This window comes from Pseudomonas sp. TJI-51 (genome assembly GCF_000190455.2).
Taxonomy (GTDB): Bacteria; Pseudomonadota; Gammaproteobacteria; order Pseudomonadales; family Pseudomonadaceae; genus Aquipseudomonas; species Aquipseudomonas juntendi.
On the sequence record NZ_AEWE02000045.1, the window covers coordinates 100701 to 116618 of the forward strand.

The window sequence follows — 15918 nt, forward strand, 5'->3', positions numbered from 1 at the left end:
TGCCGGTGCTGGCCTATGTGTAGCTGAAGCCGCCCCGGTACGGGGCGGCCTGCACCGGCGCCTTGTCAGGTGCGGAACCTGCGCACCAGTACGTCCAGTTCATTGGACAACCCGGCCAGGCTTTCCGAATCCTGGCGTGCTGCCTGGGCCAACTCGGCCACCAACTGCGCATCCCCATGAATCTGGCTGATGTGGCGGTTGATATCTTCGGCTACCTGGTGCTGTTCCTCGGCTGCGGTTGCAATCTGCGTGTTCATGTCACGGATCACGTCCACCGACTCGCGGATCTGCCCGAAACTGTCGCGGGCCAGGCCGATACGGCTGACCGACTGCTGCGAAACTTCCAGGCTGGCGTGCATCTGTGCAGCCACCTCGGAGGTGCGGTTGGCCAGGTTGCCCAGCAAACCGTCGATTTCTGCGGTGGAGTCGGCCGTGCGCTTGGCCAGCGCCCGCACTTCATCGGCTACCACGGCAAAGCCACGGCCTTGCTCGCCGGCCCGCGCGGCCTCGATGGCGGCGTTCAGGGCCAGCAGGTTGGTCTGCTCGGCAATCGAGCGAATGGTGCCGAGGATCGACTGGATGGCATTGCTGTCACGCTCCAGTTGCTGGATCGACTGCGCCGACTGCTCGATTTCCTGGCTCAGGCGGTCAACGCTGTGGACCGCCGCATCGATCTGCTGCTGACCTTCACGGGCCTGTTGCTGGCCGCTGTCCGCAGACTGGGCCGCCTGGCTGCACGAGCGCGCCACTTCGTTGGCGGTGGCAACCATCTCGTGGAAGGCGGTGGACACCATGTCCACCGCCTCGCGCTGGCGGCCGGCCGCTTCGGCCATGTTGCTGGACACCTGGGTCGAGCTGTGCGAGGTGCTGAGGATCTTGCTGGCCGCCGCACCTATATGCTGGATCAGGCTGCGAATGGCACCGAGGAACTGGTTGAACCAGTTGGCCAGCTGGGCGGTTTCGTCGCGGCCGCGAATTTCCAGGCTGCGGGTCAGGTCGCCCTCACCCTGGGCAATGTCTTCCAGTCCGTTGGTGACGCTGTTGATCGGGCGCACGATCAGTTTGGCGAAGGCGGCGCCGACCACGGCGAACAGGGCGGCCAGGACCAAGGCGACCACGCCGATCAGCCAGGTCAGGCGGGTAGTGGTCTGCATCACTTCGCCTTGCTCGATCAGGCCGATGAAGGTCCAGCCCAGGCGCTCGTCGGGGTAGACGTTGGCCATGTAGCGCACACCATTGAGCTCGACTTCGACCAGGCCCTTGCCGGCCTTGGCCAACTCGGCATAGCCGTCGCCAAAACTGGCCAGTTGCTTGAAGTTGTGGCTGGCGTCGCGTGGGTCGACCATCACGTTGCCGTTGCTTTCCACCAGCATCAGGAAGCCGCTCTCGCCCAGCTTGATCTGCTTGACGATCTCGGTCAGGCCTTTGAGCGAAACGTCGATGTTGACCACACCGCCGGGGTTGCCCAACTGGTTGGCTACCGTGCGCACGGTACTGATGAGCACCGCGTCATCGGCAGCCCAGTAATAGGCGCCGGTGCGCACGGTCTTGCCCGGGTTGGCCATGGCCAATTGGTACCACGGCCGTGTGCGTGGGTCGTAGTTGACGAACTTCTGCCCGGCTGGCCAGCCGATGTAACCGCCGTCATTGACGCCGTAGGACACGTAGGCATAGTTGGGGTGCGAATCTGCCAGGCGGGTGAAGAAGTCCAGCACTTGCTTGTCCTGATCGCCCAGCTCGTAGGACGGGTTGGCACTCAGGAACTTGTTCAGGTTGCTGCCTGTGGCGGCCACCATCGGTTGCGCGGCCAGGTACTCGACGTTCTGGTTGATGCCCTGGAAGAAGATGTTCATCGCGTTGCTGACCTGGCGGATTTCCCGGCTGCTGCCGTCAAGAAATTCATCGCGGGCTTCGCCACGCAGGTTAAGGACCACCAGGGTGGCCACCAGCACGATGGGCAAACCGGCGATGACCGCGAATGCCCAGGTCAGTTTCTGTTTGATGCTCATCGACGCTCCCGGAATTGTTTTAGTCGACACACGAGGCAGGTAACCAGTGCATCGGCAGCAGCCGGGTTTTATGTAGCTGAAGCGCCCGTATTTATTGGATAAAGTCGTGATTGGTGACTATTCGGTCGTGAATGGACGCTTTTGGCATACCAAGCGCTAGTGGCAGCAGTTGCCAGCGGTGCCATTGGCCAGGTCGCTGAGGATCGGGCAGTCCGGGCGGTCGTCCCCTTGGCAGTGGGATACCAGCTCGCCAAGGGTGTTGCGCAGGCTGACCAGTTCCTCGATGCGCCGGTTCAGCTCATCGATATGCTGCATCGCCAAGGCCTTCACATCGGCGCTGGCCCGCTGGCGGTCTTGCCACAGCGTCAGCAGCTTGCCCACTTCTTCCAGGGAAAACCCCAGGTCGCGTGAGCGCTTGATGAACGCCAGGCTGTGCAAGTCCTCGTCCCGGTACAGGCGGTAGCCATTGTCGCTGCGCGTGGCCGGCTTGAGCAGGCCGATGGATTCGTAGTAACGGATCATCTTGGTGCTGAGCCCGCTGCGGCGGGCGGCCTGGCCAATGTTCATTTTGCCTCCTGGGGGGCGCGGGCGGGTTTCCAGGCTTTCAGCCACAGCGCGTTGCTGACCACGCTGACGCTGGACAAGGCCATGGCGGCGCCCGCCAGTACCGGGTTGAGGTAGCCCAGTGCAGCCAGCGGGATACCGATCAGGTTGTAGATGAATGCCCAGAACAGGTTCTGGCGGATCTTGGCGTAGGTCTTGCGGCTGATTTCCAGGGCAGCGGGCACCAGCCGCGGGTCGCCGCGCATCAAGGTGATGCCGGCTGCCTGCATCGCCACGTCGGTGCCACCCCCCATGGCGATGCCGATGTCGGCGGCGGCCAACGCCGGCGCGTCGTTTATGCCGTCGCCGACCATGGCGACCACGCCAGCCTGCTTGAGGGCCGCCACAGTTGCGGCCTTGTCGGCCGGCAGCACTTCGGCGTGCACATCGTCGATGCCCAAGGCTTCGGCGACCACCTTGGCGCTACCCCGGTTATCGCCAGTCAGCAGATGGCTGCTGATGTGCTGCGCATGCAGGGTGTCGATGGCCTCGGCGGCCCCGGGCTTGAGGCTGTCACCAAAGGCGAACAGGCCCAGCACCTGTGTTTGCTGACCGCGTTCGATCAGCCACGACAGGGTACGCCCCTCGGCTTCCCAGGCGCGTGCCTTGTCGGCCAGGCCGCCGGGCTGCAGCCCGCTTTCATCGAGCAGGCGGCGGTTGCCCAGTGCCAGCTCACGGCCTTCGACACGCCCGGCAATGCCGCGCCCGGTGAGCGACTGGCTGTCGCTGACGCTGGGTACCTGCAGGCCTTGCTCGGTGCAGGCCTGCAGCACCGCCTTGGCCAACGGGTGTTCACTGCCCCGTTGCAGGGCGCCGGCCAGGCGATGCAGGCTGGCGCTGTCGCCGACCAGGGCCTTGCTGTGGACTACCCGCGGGCTGCCCGAGGTCAGGGTACCGGTCTTGTCGAACACCACACGGTTCACCGCATGCGCGCGCTCCAGCGCCTCGGCATCCTTGATGAGGATGCCGTGGCGGGCGGCGACGCCGGTACCGGCCATGATCGCTGCGGGTGTGGCCAGGCCAAGGGCGCAAGGGCAGGCGATGACCAGCACGGCCACGGCGTTGATCAGGGCGGTTTCCAGCGCCGCGCCAGCCAGCCACCAGCCGAGCAGGGTCAGCAGCGCCAGTACCAGCACGGCGGGGACGAATACCTGGCTGACCCGGTCGACCAGCTTCTGGATCGGCGCCTTGGCGGCCTGCGCGTCTTCCACCAGGCGGATGATGCGCGCCAGCACGGTCTCGGTGCCCAGGGCTTCGGTACGTACCAGCAACCGGCCTTCGCCATTGATGGCGCCACCGGTGACGCTGTCGCCGGGTTGTTTGGGCACTGGCAGGCTCTCGCCGCTGATCAGGGCTTCATCGGCATGGCTGCTGCCATCCTCGACCACGCCATCGACCGGAAAGCGCTCGCCGGGCTTGACCAGCACCAGGTCGCCCAGGCGCAGCTGGGCGATCGCCACATCTTCTTCCCGGTCGCCAACCACGCGCACTGCGCGCTCCGGGCGCAGTGCCTCGAGCGCGCGAATGGCGCTGGCGGTCTGGCGTTTGGCACGGCTTTCCAGGTACTTGCCCAGCAGCACCAGGGCGATCACCACCGCCGAGGCCTCGAAGTACAGGTGCGGGGCCATGCCGGCGGGGGGCTGGGCCCATTCGTAGAGGCTCAGGCCGTAACCGGCGCTGGTCCCCAGGGCAACCAGCAGGTCCATGTTGCCGGCGCCGGCACGCACGGCTTTCCAGGCGGCGATATAAAAGCGGGCGCCGAGAATGAACTGCACAGGGGTGGCCAGCAGGAATTGCGCCCAGGCGGGCAGCATCCAGTGCAGGCCGAATGGCTGCACCAGCATGGGCAGCACCAAAGGCAGCGCCAGCAGCAATGCTGCAGCCACTGCCAGGCGTTCGTTACGCAGGCGGCGCTGGGCGGTGGCCTGCTCGTCTATGGCGGCTTGCGGCACGCTGGCGCTGTAGCCGGCCTTGTGTACTGTTTCGATCAGCAGGTTGTCGTCGAGGGCGGCCAGCACTTCAAGGTGGGCACGTTCATTGGCCAGGTTGACACTCACCCGCTCCACTCCGGGCACTTTGCCAAGGGCCCGCTCCACGCGGCCCACGCAACTGGCGCAGGTCATGCCGCCGATCTGCAGTTCCAGCGTGCGCGTGGGCACGCCGTAGCCGGCTTCGCGTACCGCATCGACCAAGGCTGGCAGGCGGTCGGCCGGGGCCTGGACACGGGCTTTTTCAGTGGTGAGGTTGACGCTGACGTGTTCAGCGCCGCTGACCTTGCGCAATGCGCGCTCGACCCGGCCAGCACAGCTGGCGCAGGTCATGCCGGAGATCGGCAGGTCATAGGTGGTGGATGCGGGCATGGCTCTCCTCCTTGGACAGGGCTCCAGCATCAACCTTGCCATGCGGGGAAGGTCAATAGCCTAGATCGGCGCGCTTCAATTCCAGCCCATATTGACCCATGGTGATGCGATATTTGTTGATCTGGCCCGCCTGCAGGTTCAAACGTGTGCTGCGTTGGTCCTCGATGCCTGGCGCGCAACCCGAGGTTTGCCCAGGCAACCGGCGCAGGCGCACATCGACCGGGCCAGGCGGCAGGTTGAACGAGGTGGACTGCTCCTGAAACACCCGCCCGGAAAGCTGATCATTGAGGTACACCCCGATTTCACAGCTGGTAGCCACTTCCAGGCGCTCCCGGGAAATGATCAGTACGCTGTAGGCCGAGTTGTCCTCTGCGCTGGCCGGTGGCACCACAGCCAGTGCGCTGACCAACCCGACGACGCCCAATGCTGCCCTGAACATGAAAAATCTCCTGCTTGGCTGATCGTCAAAGGCGCAGCTTGGCCGACGCGCGTGCGGATTTCCACCCCAGCTGTTCCACGCGGCACTTGACCTTGCCCTGATGGCAAGCTTGAAACTCGTGGAAAACCTGAAGGAGGCAACCCTATGCAAGTGTTCAATGTACAAGGCATGACCTGTGGCCACTGTGTAAAGGCCGTGACGCGGGCAGTGCAGCAGCTGGATGCGTCCGCCAAGGTAGAAGTCGACCTGGCGGCCAAGCAGGTGCGGGTGCAGAGTGAGTTGGTGCAGGAGCAGGTTCTGGCGGCCATCCGCGAGGAAGGGTATCAGGCTGAGGTGGGGTAACAGGTGTCGACCCGGGTTTTGGGTTGAGGCCCTGACGATGGTGCCGCTGTGCGGCCCATCGCGACAGGGCCTAGGTTTGTTGCAAATGTTTTCACATTCCTAGGGGCGACAGCAGGTAGAATCATCTACTTGCTTAGCCTGCTATGGATTCCTGATGAACCTGCGAATGTTGCTCATCCTGGGCGCACTCAGTGCGTTCGGGCCCTTGGCGATCGACTTCTACCTGCCGGCCTTCCCGGCCATGGCGCAGGCGTTCGCCACCGACGAAAAACACGTCCAGGCCACATTGGCCGCCTATTTCCTTGGCTTGTCCATCGGCCAGTTGGCTTACGGCCCAGTGGCTGACCGTTTTGGCCGGCGCAAACCGCTGATGTTTGGCGTGACCGTGTTCACCCTGGCGTCGCTGGCCTGTGCCTATGCCCCCAACCTCGACACCCTGGTGCTGGCACGCTTCGTCCAGGCCCTTGGCGGTTGTGCGGGCATGGTGCTGTCGCGGGCCATCGTCAGCGACAAGTGCGACCCGGTCGCCTCGGCCAAGGTGTTCTCGCAGTTGATGCTGGTCATGGGCCTGGCCCCGATCCTGGCGCCGATGCTGGGTGGGGTGCTGGTGAATGTGGCCGGCTGGCAATCGATTTTCCTTACCCTGGGCCTGTTCAGTGCCGCTTGCCTGTTGGCGGTAAGCCTGGGATTGCCGGAGAGCATGCCTGAGGACATGCCGCGCCAGCCCTTGTCCGGCGCTTTGCGCCAGTACCTGCGCCTGCTGGCAGACCGGGTGTTCCTCGGCCATGCGGTGACGGGCGGTATCGCCATTGCCGGCATGTTCGCCTACATCGCCGGTTCACCTTTCGTGTTCATCAAGCTGTACGGCGTGCCAGCCGAGCACTATGGCTGGCTGTTTGGTGCCAACGCAGCGGGCTTTATCCTGGTGGCGCAGGTGAACGCCCGCTTGCTGGCCAAGCGTGGGCCGGCCTTCCTGCTGGCCCGTGCCGTGTGGCTGTACCTGGGGGCCGGGCTGGCGCTGCTCGGGGTGGCGGCGTTGCGGCCGACCGCGTTGTGGCCGCTGCTGGTGCCGTTGTTCACCTGCATTGCCAGCCTCGGTTGCATCATCCCCAATGCCTCGGCTTGCGCCATGAGCGGCCAGGGCGCGCGTGCCGGCAGTGCCTCGGCGCTGATGGGTTGTGTCCAGTTCAGCGTGGCGGCGGGCGCAGCGGCGCTGGTGGGGCTGCTGCACGATGGCAGTGCCTTGCCGATGGCCCTGGTGATCTGCCTTTGCGGTGTATTGGCAGTCAGTGCCGCGCTACTGACCCGCCGTTTGCAGGCCAGGGTTCGCGCTTGAGCGGGTGCGGGGCGCGCAGGCGGGTTTCCAGCGTGGCGACAAAGGCCCGTGCCTCGGCCTCGCTGCGGAAACCGATCACATGCTGATCGAGCTTCACCTGCCAAGGGCAGGCGGGGTTTCGGCGCGAAGCGCTGACGACAATTTTCATCGCGGCTTACCTCCAGAAGGGAGCGGCATCAGTTTAGCGCTACTGCTCCCGTCTGCCATGCGCTGGCCCGTTGGCCTGACTGGCGGTGCCTGATTGGGTGTTTGCCGGTTGCGCCGCAATGCCTGCAAGTCCGGGGGAACGTTCGCTTTAGTTTGCGCTACTTGTAGTACCTGGCTGTCGGCTACGTCCGAACGTGCCGAAGGTTTTTTTCCTGCTGAGTTTACGAGCGCCTGCCGCAACCGGCCGAAATGCCTAGGCGCAGGGTTTTCGCCGGTCGCATCGGTCCTGTTCCCGACTTGCAATGGGTAGGTATACCCACTGGCTTTTCGACGAGGACTGGGCGTTGTGGGGCTGCCAGATTGAGCATTTCTGCGGCTTATACTGGCGATCCAGGCCAGTGCCAGCGAGAGGTGCTTCCCTGCCAGGGTTGGCCATCGCATCCACACAGTGAACTTGCAGGGAGTTACAGGGACATGAACGCAGTCAGCAGTATCAGCCAGATCGCCAGCCTGATGGCCGACCCCAAGCGCAGTGCCATGTTGTGGGCATTGATCGACGGCACGCCGCGCCTGGCCAACGAGCTTGCGATGATGACCGGCCTGACCTCGTCGTCGGCTTGCGCGCACTTGTCGTTGCTGTCATCGGCTGGGCTGCTGAGGCATGAAGCCCGTGGCCGCAAACGCTATTTTCGCCTGGCTACCCCGCAGGTCGGGGCGGCGGTAGAGGCGCTGGCCAGCGTGCAACTGGAAAGCGCCAGGGGGGAGCGGGCCAAGGCGCCGGTGTCACCGCTGCCCATGTCGCTGCGCCGGGCGCGTCGCTGTGGGGATCACCTGGGGGGCGAGCTGGCCAGTGAGCTATACCACCGCATGGTGGTCGCGGGCTGGCTGGAAGGCAGTGGCCGCCTGTTGATGGTCAGCGATGAAGGGCGGGCGCAGCTGGCCCTGGTAGGGGTGTACATCGATGCCTTGGCGCCGCACCAGCAGCGCGGCTGCGTGATCTGCCGCTGTACCGAGTGGAACGACCAGGCACCGCACCTGGGGGGCGTGTTGGGCCAGGCCTTGTTCAGGCTGTTCCTGCAATCTGGCTGGATGCGCGAGGCCGAGGACACGCGGGCATTGCATATCTCGGCGCTGGGCATCCAGCAGATCAACCGCATAGCCCGCGTTGCCACCTTGCAGGTGGGTTGAGCCGCGCGTCAGGACAGCCTGGCGTCCAGGCTGTTCTGGGCCAGGCGGCGGGCCTGGTCTTCGGTCATGCCCAGGTGAGTGTGCAGGGCGTGGAAGTTTTCCGTGACGTAGCCGCCGAAGTACGCCGGGTCGTCCGAGTTCACCGTGACCTTCACGCCACGCTCGAGCATGTCGAGGATGTTGTGCTGGCTCATGTGGTCGAACACGCAGAGCTTGGTGTTGGACAGCGGGCACACGGTCAACGGGATCTGTTCGTCGATGATGCGCTGCATCAGCCGCTCGTCTTCGATGGCGCGTACGCCGTGGTCGATTCGCTTGATCTGCAGCAGGTCCAGCGCCTCCCAGATGTACTCGGGCGGGCCTTCTTCGCCAGCGTGGGCGACGGCAACAAGGCCTTCGCTCCGCGCGCGGTCGAATACACGCTGGAACTTGCTGGGTGGGTGGCCCATTTCCGAGCTGTCCAGGCCAACGGCAATGAACGCATCGCGGAAGGGCAGCGCCTGGTCGAGGGTTTTTTGTGCCTCCTCTTCACTCAGGTGGCGCAGGAAGCTCAGGATAAGGCCACTGCTGATGCCCAACTGCTCGCGGCCATCCTTGAGCGCCTGGTTGATACCGTTGAGCACCACTTCAAAGGGGATACCCCGGTCGGTGTGGGTTTGCGGGTCGTAGAACGGCTCGGTATGGATCACGTTCTGCGCCTTGCAGCGCTGCAGGTAGGCCCAGGTCAGGTCATAGAAGTCCTGCTCGGTGCGCAATACATCGGCGCCCTGGTAATACAGGTCCAGGAACTCCTGGAGGTTGTTGAAGGCATAGGCCCCGCGCAGGGTTTCCACATCGGCCCATGGCAGGGCGATCTTGTTGCGCTCGGCCAGGGCGAACAGCAGCTCAGGCTCCAGCGAGCCTTCGAGGTGCAGGTGCAGCTCCGCCTTGGGCAGGGCGTTCAACCAGTCATACATAAGGGCATATCTCGATCAGGTACGGTTGCCGGCATTCTACAGGGGCTGGCCGGGTATTGCGCCCGGCCGGGCTGCGACCTGATGAATCACCAGGTCAGGGTTTCGCCTTTGTAATTGATGAAGCGCAGGCCGCCTGTACCGCTTTGCGCCTTGATTTGTTCAAGCATGCCGCGGGTGCTGGTGAGCACGTCGATCTCTGCGTGCTCGCCACCCATGTCGGTCTTCACCCAGCCAGGGTGCATGGCCAGAACGCACAGGTCGGGGCGTTGTTGTTCGACGACGAAGCTGTTGATCATCGAGTTCAACGCCGCCTTGCTGGCTTTGTACAAGCAGAGTTCGCCGCCGTCGGGGACAGTGACGCTGCCCAGGACCGAACTCATGAAGGCCAGCACGCCACTGCCGTTGCGAACTTGGCCGACCAGGCGGCGGGCGACGCGAATCGGGGCCACGGCATTGGTCATGAACAGGTCGCCGATGGCGTCTTTGTGCACGCTTTCAAGGTCTTGCGGCAGTGGGCCCATGACCCCGGCGTTGACGAATACCAGGTCGAATACCTGGCCTTGCAGGCGTTGCTTCAGGCCATCGAGCTGGGCGGTGTCGTTCATTTCCAGTTGCTCGATGTGCACACCAGGCACAGCTGCCAGGGCTCCGGGCTGCTGAGGGTTGCGGACGGTGGCGGTAATGCTCCAGCCGTCTTCCTGCAGGCGTTGCACCAGGCCCAGGCCGAGCCCGCGCGAGGCGCCGATGATAAGTGCGTGCTTTGCGTCAGCCATGGGGCGCTCCTTGTTGGTTTTTCGGATGGAGGTGGTTAAAAAATGTGCAGCAGCGGTAAACCCCGTGCCGCTGGGGGCTTTGCACGGTGGCGCACGGGTTATCCACAGGCTGCTCCACAGTTAATGTGTGAAACACGGGCTGACCCTGCCGGTTGTGGCGGGTGTGAGGCTGGGGATAACCTGAATTCATTCAATGCCTTGAGCCTGCCGGTAGTACCGATCAAATAATGATCAAAGCGCTAGAGGCCATGCCTGCTCTGGCTTGCAGCATGATGCCCCAAGCTTATCCACAGGCAGGCCCACAGCAGTTGTGGGCAGATTCAGCGCGCTTGCAGCAGTATACGCCCGCGGCTAAGGTCGGCCAGTTGCTGCTGCAACGCTGCGAGGTGGGCTTCACCCAGAGCGATCAACAGGTCCACGCCATTGGCTGTGAACTGCTCGTCGAGCACCAGCCCATCGACCTCGGCCAGGCGCAGTTTTACCAGTGCCAGTTCGCTGAAGCTGCAACTGCAGGCGAACTCGCTGCGCTGCACCAGCAGCCGCTTGGGGGCCTGTTGCAGGCATTTGTTGGCGCCCCCACCGTAGGCCCTGGCCAGGCCGCCCGTACCCAGCTGGATACCACCGTACCAGCGAATCACCAGCACCACGACCTGATCGCAGTCCTGCGCCTCGATCGCGGCCAGGATGGGCCGCCCGGCAGTGCCACCGGGTTCGCCGTCGTCGCTGCTGCGGTACTGCGCGCCGAGCTTCCAGGCCCAGCAGTTATGGGTGGCGGCCAGGTCGCTGTGGCGTTCGATGAAGCTCATCGCTTCGGCGGCACTGGTGACCGGCCCGGCCAGGGTGATGAAGCGGCTTTTACGGATTTCCTCGCGGTATTCGCAGAGGTCGAGCAGGGTAGAGGGCATAAATGTGGGTCAGGCAGCCGGCTTGATGCCGCAGCCCTTGAGAATGATGTGGATAAGGTTGTTGCTCGCTTCTTCCATGTCTTGCTTGGTCAGGCGGCTACGGCCGGTAACCTGGCATATCTGGGTGGCGAAATCGGCATAGTGCTGGGTGCTGCCCCATAGCAGGAATATCAGATGCACGGGGTCTACCCGGTCCATCTTGCCGGCATCCATCCACGCCTCGAATACGGCTGCGCGGCCACGGAACCATTCGCGGTAGTCGGCACTGAAGTACTCGGTCAGGCAGGTGCCGCCGCTGATCACTTCCATGGCGAAAATACGCGATGCCTGGGGGTTGCGCCGCGAGAACTCCATCTTGGTGCGAATGTACTGGCTCAGTGCTGCACCGGGGTCGTCCTCGACGCTCAGGGCGTTGAAGGTGCTGTCCCACAGCTCGATGATGTTGCTGAGCACGGCAATGTAGAGGCCCAGCTTGTTGGTGAAGTAATAATGCAGGTTGGCCTTGGGTAAGCCTGCCTTCAGAGCAATGGTGTTCATGCTGGTGCCCTTGAAGCCATGGCGGGCAAACTCGTCTTCGGCGGCCTGGATAATGGCCTGTTCGTTCTTCTGGCGGATGCGGCCCGCGGGCTTGCCCGAGGCGGATAGGCGATGCGCAGGGACTTCTAGGGTCATGGACGATTCCGTACGGGTCAGTGGCTGCGGCTGTCGGACAAGATTACCTGCCTGTGCCAAGGTGACAAGCGTTTGCGGCAGAGACAGGCATCAGCGTGTCGCAGCCAGGCTGTCGAGAAAGCTTTCCAGGACCAGGTTGGGTCGCCTGCCTTTGCGTGTCACCCAGCTCAGGCTCAGGTCGTAGAAGCGCTCGCGCGGTTTGAGTGCCCGCAAGCGGCCCTGCTGGACCCAGAACGTGGCGTAGTGGTCGGGCAGGTAACCGATGTAGCGCCCGGTAAGGATGAGAAACGCCATGCCCTCCCGGTCCGAAGCACTGGCCGTGCAGTGCAGCGCCTGGTAATGCGCCTGGATTTCGGCCGGCAGGCGGAACGTGGGGGTGATGGCTTCCTGGCTGTTGAGGCGCTCGTCGTCGATCTGCTGGTCGTCGGCATAGAACAGTGGGTGACCGACCGCGCAGTACAGCAAGGAACGCTCGCTGTACAACGGTTGATATTCCAGGCCCGAAAGCGGGCTGGTCTGTGGCACCACGCCTACATGCAGGCTGCCGTCGAGCACGCCGTGTTCGACCTGGCTGGGCGCGATCATGCGGATCTGGATGCGCACATCGGGGCCACGGTCCTTGAGTTCGGCCAGGGCATGGGTGATGCGCATGTGCGGCAGGGTGACCAGGTTATCGGTCAGGCCGATGTTCAGCTCGCCGCGCAGATGCTGGTGCAGGCCATTGACCTCGGTACGGAAGCTTTCCAGTGCGCTGAGCAGTTGCAGGGCTGAATGGTAGACCTCGCGGCCTTCCTCGGTCAGCGAGAAACCGGCGCGGCCGCGCTGGCACAGGCGCAGCCCCAGGCGTTGCTCGAGGTCGTTCATTTGCTGGCTGATGGCCGAGCGGCCGATGCCCAGCACGTTCTCGGCGGCCGAAAAACCACCGCATTCGACTACGCTGCGGTAGATCTTCAGCAGGCGGATGTCGAAGTCGCTGACCTGCGCAAGTGGATCGGGGCGTCTGCTCATTAGTTTAGTAGCGGCCTGTGTGAAGATTAGAAATGTAGGCTTTTTCAGACTCTATCCGCGTGCCAACTTAGCTGCAACCACCTCCATCGTTGCCTGATCGTCTTTCGAGGAACCGCCGATGAACATGCCTGAAACCGCCCCCGTGGGTATCGCCAGCCAGCTCAAGCTTGACGCCCACTGGATGCCGTACACGGCCAACCGCAACTTCCAGCGCGACCCGCGCCTGATCGTGGCGGCCGATGGCAACCACCTGGTCGATGACCAGGGGCGCAGGATCTTTGACGCGCTTTCCGGCCTGTGGACCTGCGGCGCCGGGCACACCCGCAAGGAAATCACCGACGCGGTGACCCGCCAGTTGGGCACGCTCGATTACTCCCCGGCGTTCCAGTTCGGCCACCCATTGTCGTTCCAGCTGGCGGAAAAGATCGCCGACCTGGTGCCAGGTAACCTGAACCACGTCTTCTATACCAACTCGGGCTCCGAGTGCGCCGACACCGCGCTGAAGATGGTGCGGGCCTACTGGCGCCTGAAAGGCCAGGCGACCAAGACCAAGATCATCGGCCGTGCCCGCGGCTACCACGGCGTGAACATCGCCGGCACCAGCCTGGGTGGGGTCAATGGCAACCGCAAGATGTTCGGCCAACTGCTGGATGTCGACCACCTGCCTCATACCGTATTGCCGGTGAACGCGTTCTCCAAAGGCATGCCCGAAGAGGGTGGCATCGCCCTTGCCGAAGAAATGCTCAAACTGATCGAGCTGCACGACGCGTCCAATATCGCCGCGGTGATCGTCGAGCCCATGGCCGGTTCCGCCGGTGTGCTGCCGCCGCCTAAGGGTTACCTCAAGCGCCTGCGTGAAATCTGCACCCAGCACAACATTCTGCTGATCTTCGACGAGGTGATTACCGGCTTCGGCCGCATGGGCGCCATGACCGGCTCGCAGGCCTTCGGCGTAACCCCGGACCTGATGTGCATCGCCAAGCAGGTGACCAACGGCGCCATTCCGATGGGCGCGGTGATTGCCAGCAGCGAGATCTACCAGACCTTCATGGACCAGCCAACGCCAGAGTACGCCGTGGAGTTCCCGCACGGTTATACCTACTCGGCCCACCCGGTGGCCTGTGCCGCGGGTATCGCTGCCTTGGACCTGCTGCAGAAGGAAAACCTGGTGCAGGCCTCCGCCGAGCTGGCACCGCACTTCGAAAAGCTGCTGCACGGCGTGAAGGGCACCAAGAACGTCGTCGATATCCGTAACTATGGCCTGGCTGGCGCGATCCAGATCGCCGCCCGTGACGGTGATGCCATTGTTCGCCCTTACGAAGCGGCGATGAAACTGTGGCGCGCGGGCTTCTATGTACGCTTTGGTGGCGACACCTTGCAGTTCGGCCCAACCTTCAACACACAGCCGCATGAACTGGACCGCCTGTTCGACGCTGTCGGCGAAACCCTGAACCTGATCGACTGATCTTTCTGATTTTGCTGCGCGGCGCGTGCGCAGACGCGCGCCGGCCTCTACCTTCTTCATCTGGAGTTTTGCATGAGCATTGTTCAGCACCTGATTCACGGCGAGCTGGTTACCAAGGGTGAGCGCACCGCCGATGTCTTCAACCCATCCACCGGCCAGGCCGTGCGCAAAGTCGAGCTGGCCAGCCGCGCGACCGTGCAGGAAGCGATTGATTCGGCCAAGGCGGCGTTCCCGGCTTGGCGCAATACGCCACCGGCCAAGCGGGCTCAGGTGATGTTCCGCTTCAAGCAACTGCTGGAGCAGAATGAAGCGCGCATTTCGCAAATGATCAGCGAAGAGCATGGCAAGACGCTGGAAGACGCCGCTGGCGAACTGAAGCGTGGTATCGAGAACGTCGAGTTTGCCTGCGCCGCGCCTGAAGTGCTCAAAGGCGAGTACAGCCGCAACGTGGGCCCGAACATCGATGCCTGGTCTGATTTCCAGCCGTTGGGTGTGGTTGCCGGTATTACGCCGTTCAACTTCCCGGCCATGGTGCCGCTGTGGATGTACCCGCTGGCGATTGCCTGTGGTAACGCCTTCATTCTCAAGCCGTCCGAACGTGACCCTAGCTCCACCCTGTTCATCGCCCAGTTGCTGCTGGAGGCCGGTCTGCCGAAGGGCATCCTCAACGTGGTGCACGGTGACAAGGAAGCGGTGGATGCGTTGATCGAAGCGCCGGAAGTGAAAGCGCTCAGTTTTGTGGGTTCTACGCCGATTGCCGAGTACATCTATGCCGAGGGCACCAAGCGCGGCAAGCGCGTGCAAGCCCTGGGTGGTGCCAAGAACCATGCGGTACTGATGCCGGACGCCGACCTGGATAACGCGGTCAGCGCACTGATGGGGGCGGCCTACGGTTCGTGTGGCGAGCGCTGCATGGCCATTTCGGTGGCGGTGTGCGTGGGTGACCAGGTGGCTGATGCGCTGATCGCCAAGCTGCAACCGCAGATCAAAGCCTTGAAGATTGGTGCAGGCACTTCGTGCGGTCTGGACATGGGGCCACTGGTCACTGCCGCTGCGCGTGACAAGGTGGTGGGCTACATCGATGAGGGCGTTGCAGCGGGGGCCGAGCTGGTGGTGGATGGCCGTGGCTTCCGAGTGGCCGGGAATGAAGATGGCTACTTCGTGGGCGGTACCTTGTTCGACAAGGTCACGCCAGAGATGCGTATCTATAAAGAAGAGATTTTCGGCCCGGTACTGTGCGTGGTGCGGGTCAACAGCCTGGAACAGGCCATGCAACTGATCAACGATCATGAATATGGCAACGGCACGTGCATCTTCACCCGTGACGGTGAGGCCGCGCGTTTGTTCTGCGACGAAATCGAAGTGGGCATGGTGGGGGTCAATGTTCCGCTGCCGGTGCCGGTGGCGTATCACAGCTTTGGTGGTTGGAAACGTTCGTTGTTCGGTGACCTGCATGCGTACGGGCCGGACGGGGTGCGCTTCTATACCCGTCGCAAGGCAATTACCCAGCGTTGGCCGCAGCGGGCCAGCCATGAAGCATCGCAGTTTGCGTTCCCAAGCTTGTAAGGGGTGAGGGGGAGCGGGGAGGCCGGTAGGCCTCCCCGTTTTGCTTTTTAGGGTTTTCTTGAAATTAAAGGTTGACGCCCTCTCGAATCCCCTTATAATGCGCCCCACTTCCAGCGACAACGGAACGAAAAACTCCTTGAAATTCAATG

At 63.3% G+C, this 15918-nt stretch carries 15 protein-coding genes and 1 pseudogene; 5 read left to right on the plus strand and 11 right to left on the minus strand.

Translation table 11 applies throughout. The features are described from left to right. Positions 1 to 65: 65 nt before the first annotated feature. The 5 genes and pseudogenes from G1E_RS30185 to G1E_RS10580 form a co-directional block, all read right to left on the minus strand. Entirely contained in the window at positions 66 to 833 is a 768-nt protein-coding gene (locus tag G1E_RS30185) for a methyl-accepting chemotaxis protein (RefSeq protein ID WP_370593767.1), read from the minus strand. A 90-nt stretch (positions 834 to 923) separates the two neighbouring features. After that, positions 924 to 2009: pseudogene (locus tag G1E_RS30190) on the minus strand (cache domain-containing protein); the annotation flags it as partial. A gap of 156 nt (positions 2010 to 2165) precedes the next feature. Continuing rightward, on the minus strand, positions 2166 to 2576 hold the full coding sequence (gene cueR / locus G1E_RS10570; protein WP_009685791.1) for a Cu(I)-responsive transcriptional regulator: 411 nt from the start codon (positions 2574 to 2576) through the stop codon (positions 2166 to 2168). Beyond that, a complete protein-coding gene (locus tag G1E_RS10575; protein WP_047149814.1) occupies positions 2573 to 4972 on the minus strand; it encodes a heavy metal translocating P-type ATPase in 2400 nt (799 codons plus the stop codon). The genes cueR and G1E_RS10575 overlap by 4 nt, the downstream gene beginning before the upstream one ends. Before the next feature lie 52 nt (positions 4973 to 5024). Next, positions 5025 to 5411, minus strand: a complete 387-nt coding sequence (locus G1E_RS10580; protein WP_009685794.1) for a hypothetical protein — start codon at positions 5409 to 5411, stop codon at positions 5025 to 5027. 144 nt (positions 5412 to 5555) lie between these two features. Here G1E_RS10580 and G1E_RS10585 point away from each other — a divergent pair, with 144 nt between their 5' ends. Then, entirely contained in the window at positions 5556 to 5753 is a 198-nt protein-coding gene (locus tag G1E_RS10585; protein ID WP_009685795.1) for a heavy-metal-associated domain-containing protein, read from the plus strand. Positions 5754 to 5907: 154 nt separating this feature from the next. Beyond that, the gene (locus G1E_RS10590) at positions 5908 to 7089 is read left to right on the plus strand and encodes a multidrug effflux MFS transporter (RefSeq protein WP_009685796.1); all 1182 of its coding nucleotides are present in this window, start codon (positions 5908 to 5910) and stop codon (positions 7087 to 7089) included. On the opposite strand, the gene G1E_RS29400 is transcribed toward G1E_RS10590, so the two are convergent. Further along, positions 7040 to 7237, minus strand: coding sequence for a hypothetical protein (locus tag G1E_RS29400; RefSeq protein WP_054881239.1), 198 nt, complete (start codon positions 7235 to 7237; stop codon positions 7040 to 7042). The two genes, G1E_RS10590 and G1E_RS29400, sit on opposite strands and share 50 nt — an antisense overlap. 473 nt (positions 7238 to 7710) lie before the next feature. On the opposite strand from G1E_RS29400, the gene G1E_RS10595 reads away from it, so the two are divergent. Continuing rightward, positions 7711 to 8424 carry a helix-turn-helix transcriptional regulator gene (locus G1E_RS10595; RefSeq protein ID WP_009685798.1) on the plus strand — a complete coding sequence of 238 codons (714 nt, stop codon included), beginning with the start codon at positions 7711 to 7713 and terminating at the stop codon, positions 8422 to 8424. Between the two features lie 8 nt (positions 8425 to 8432). Here G1E_RS10595 and G1E_RS10600 read toward each other — a convergent pair whose 3' ends face one another. From G1E_RS10600 to G1E_RS10620, 5 genes are all read right to left on the minus strand, one after another. Further along, positions 8433 to 9380 (minus strand): adenosine deaminase, encoded by a 948-nt coding sequence (locus tag G1E_RS10600; protein ID WP_009685799.1) that lies wholly within the window; start codon positions 9378 to 9380, stop codon positions 8433 to 8435. A gap of 86 nt (positions 9381 to 9466) precedes the next feature. Next, the gene (locus G1E_RS10605) at positions 9467 to 10153 is read right to left on the minus strand and encodes an SDR family oxidoreductase (RefSeq protein WP_009685800.1); all 687 of its coding nucleotides are present in this window, start codon (positions 10151 to 10153) and stop codon (positions 9467 to 9469) included. Between the two features lie 320 nt (positions 10154 to 10473). Then, positions 10474 to 11058, minus strand: a complete 585-nt coding sequence (locus tag G1E_RS10610; protein WP_009685801.1) for a YigZ family protein — start codon at positions 11056 to 11058, stop codon at positions 10474 to 10476. Between the two features lie 9 nt (positions 11059 to 11067). Beyond that, entirely contained in the window at positions 11068 to 11730 is a 663-nt protein-coding gene (locus G1E_RS10615) for a TetR/AcrR family transcriptional regulator (RefSeq protein ID WP_009685802.1), read from the minus strand. 90 nt (positions 11731 to 11820) lie between these two features. Continuing rightward, the gene (locus tag G1E_RS10620) at positions 11821 to 12738 is read right to left on the minus strand and encodes a LysR family transcriptional regulator (protein ID WP_009685803.1); all 918 of its coding nucleotides are present in this window, start codon (positions 12736 to 12738) and stop codon (positions 11821 to 11823) included. A 118-nt stretch (positions 12739 to 12856) separates the two neighbouring features. Between G1E_RS10620 and G1E_RS10625 the strand changes: the two genes are divergently transcribed. Continuing rightward, positions 12857 to 14203 (plus strand): aspartate aminotransferase family protein, encoded by a 1347-nt coding sequence (locus tag G1E_RS10625; protein WP_009685804.1) that lies wholly within the window; start codon positions 12857 to 12859, stop codon positions 14201 to 14203. A 72-nt stretch (positions 14204 to 14275) separates the two neighbouring features. Beyond that, on the plus strand, positions 14276 to 15769 hold the full coding sequence (locus G1E_RS10630) for a CoA-acylating methylmalonate-semialdehyde dehydrogenase (protein WP_009685805.1): 1494 nt from the start codon (positions 14276 to 14278) through the stop codon (positions 15767 to 15769). The last annotated feature ends 149 nt before the right edge of the window (positions 15770 to 15918 follow it).

Bases quoted from the DNA above. Each gene is read 5' to 3' on its own strand.
- G1E_RS30185 (WP_370593767.1), bottom strand. From the start codon at position 833: ATGGCCGAAGCGGCCGGCCGCCAGCGCGAGGCGGTGGACATGGTGTCC.
- cueR (WP_009685791.1), bottom strand. From the start codon at position 2,576: ATGAACATTGGCCAGGCCGCCCGCCGCAGCGGGCTCAGCACCAAGATG.
- G1E_RS10575 (WP_047149814.1), bottom strand. From the start codon at position 4,972: ATGCCCGCATCCACCACCTATGACCTGCCGATCTCCGGCATGACCTGC.
- G1E_RS10580 (WP_009685794.1), bottom strand. From the start codon at position 5,411: ATGTTCAGGGCAGCATTGGGCGTCGTCGGGTTGGTCAGCGCACTGGCT.
- G1E_RS10585 (WP_009685795.1), top strand. From the start codon at position 5,556: ATGCAAGTGTTCAATGTACAAGGCATGACCTGTGGCCACTGTGTAAAG.
- G1E_RS10590 (WP_009685796.1), top strand. From the start codon at position 5,908: ATGAACCTGCGAATGTTGCTCATCCTGGGCGCACTCAGTGCGTTCGGG.
- G1E_RS29400 (WP_054881239.1), bottom strand. From the start codon at position 7,237: ATGAAAATTGTCGTCAGCGCTTCGCGCCGAAACCCCGCCTGCCCTTGG.
- G1E_RS10595 (WP_009685798.1), top strand. From the start codon at position 7,711: ATGAACGCAGTCAGCAGTATCAGCCAGATCGCCAGCCTGATGGCCGAC.
- G1E_RS10600 (WP_009685799.1), bottom strand. From the start codon at position 9,380: ATGTATGACTGGTTGAACGCCCTGCCCAAGGCGGAGCTGCACCTGCAC.
- G1E_RS10605 (WP_009685800.1), bottom strand. From the start codon at position 10,153: ATGGCTGACGCAAAGCACGCACTTATCATCGGCGCCTCGCGCGGGCTC.
- G1E_RS10610 (WP_009685801.1), bottom strand. From the start codon at position 11,058: ATGCCCTCTACCCTGCTCGACCTCTGCGAATACCGCGAGGAAATCCGT.
- G1E_RS10615 (WP_009685802.1), bottom strand. From the start codon at position 11,730: ATGACCCTAGAAGTCCCTGCGCATCGCCTATCCGCCTCGGGCAAGCCC.
- G1E_RS10620 (WP_009685803.1), bottom strand. From the start codon at position 12,738: ATGAGCAGACGCCCCGATCCACTTGCGCAGGTCAGCGACTTCGACATC.
- G1E_RS10625 (WP_009685804.1), top strand. From the start codon at position 12,857: ATGAACATGCCTGAAACCGCCCCCGTGGGTATCGCCAGCCAGCTCAAG.
- G1E_RS10630 (WP_009685805.1), top strand. From the start codon at position 14,276: ATGAGCATTGTTCAGCACCTGATTCACGGCGAGCTGGTTACCAAGGGT.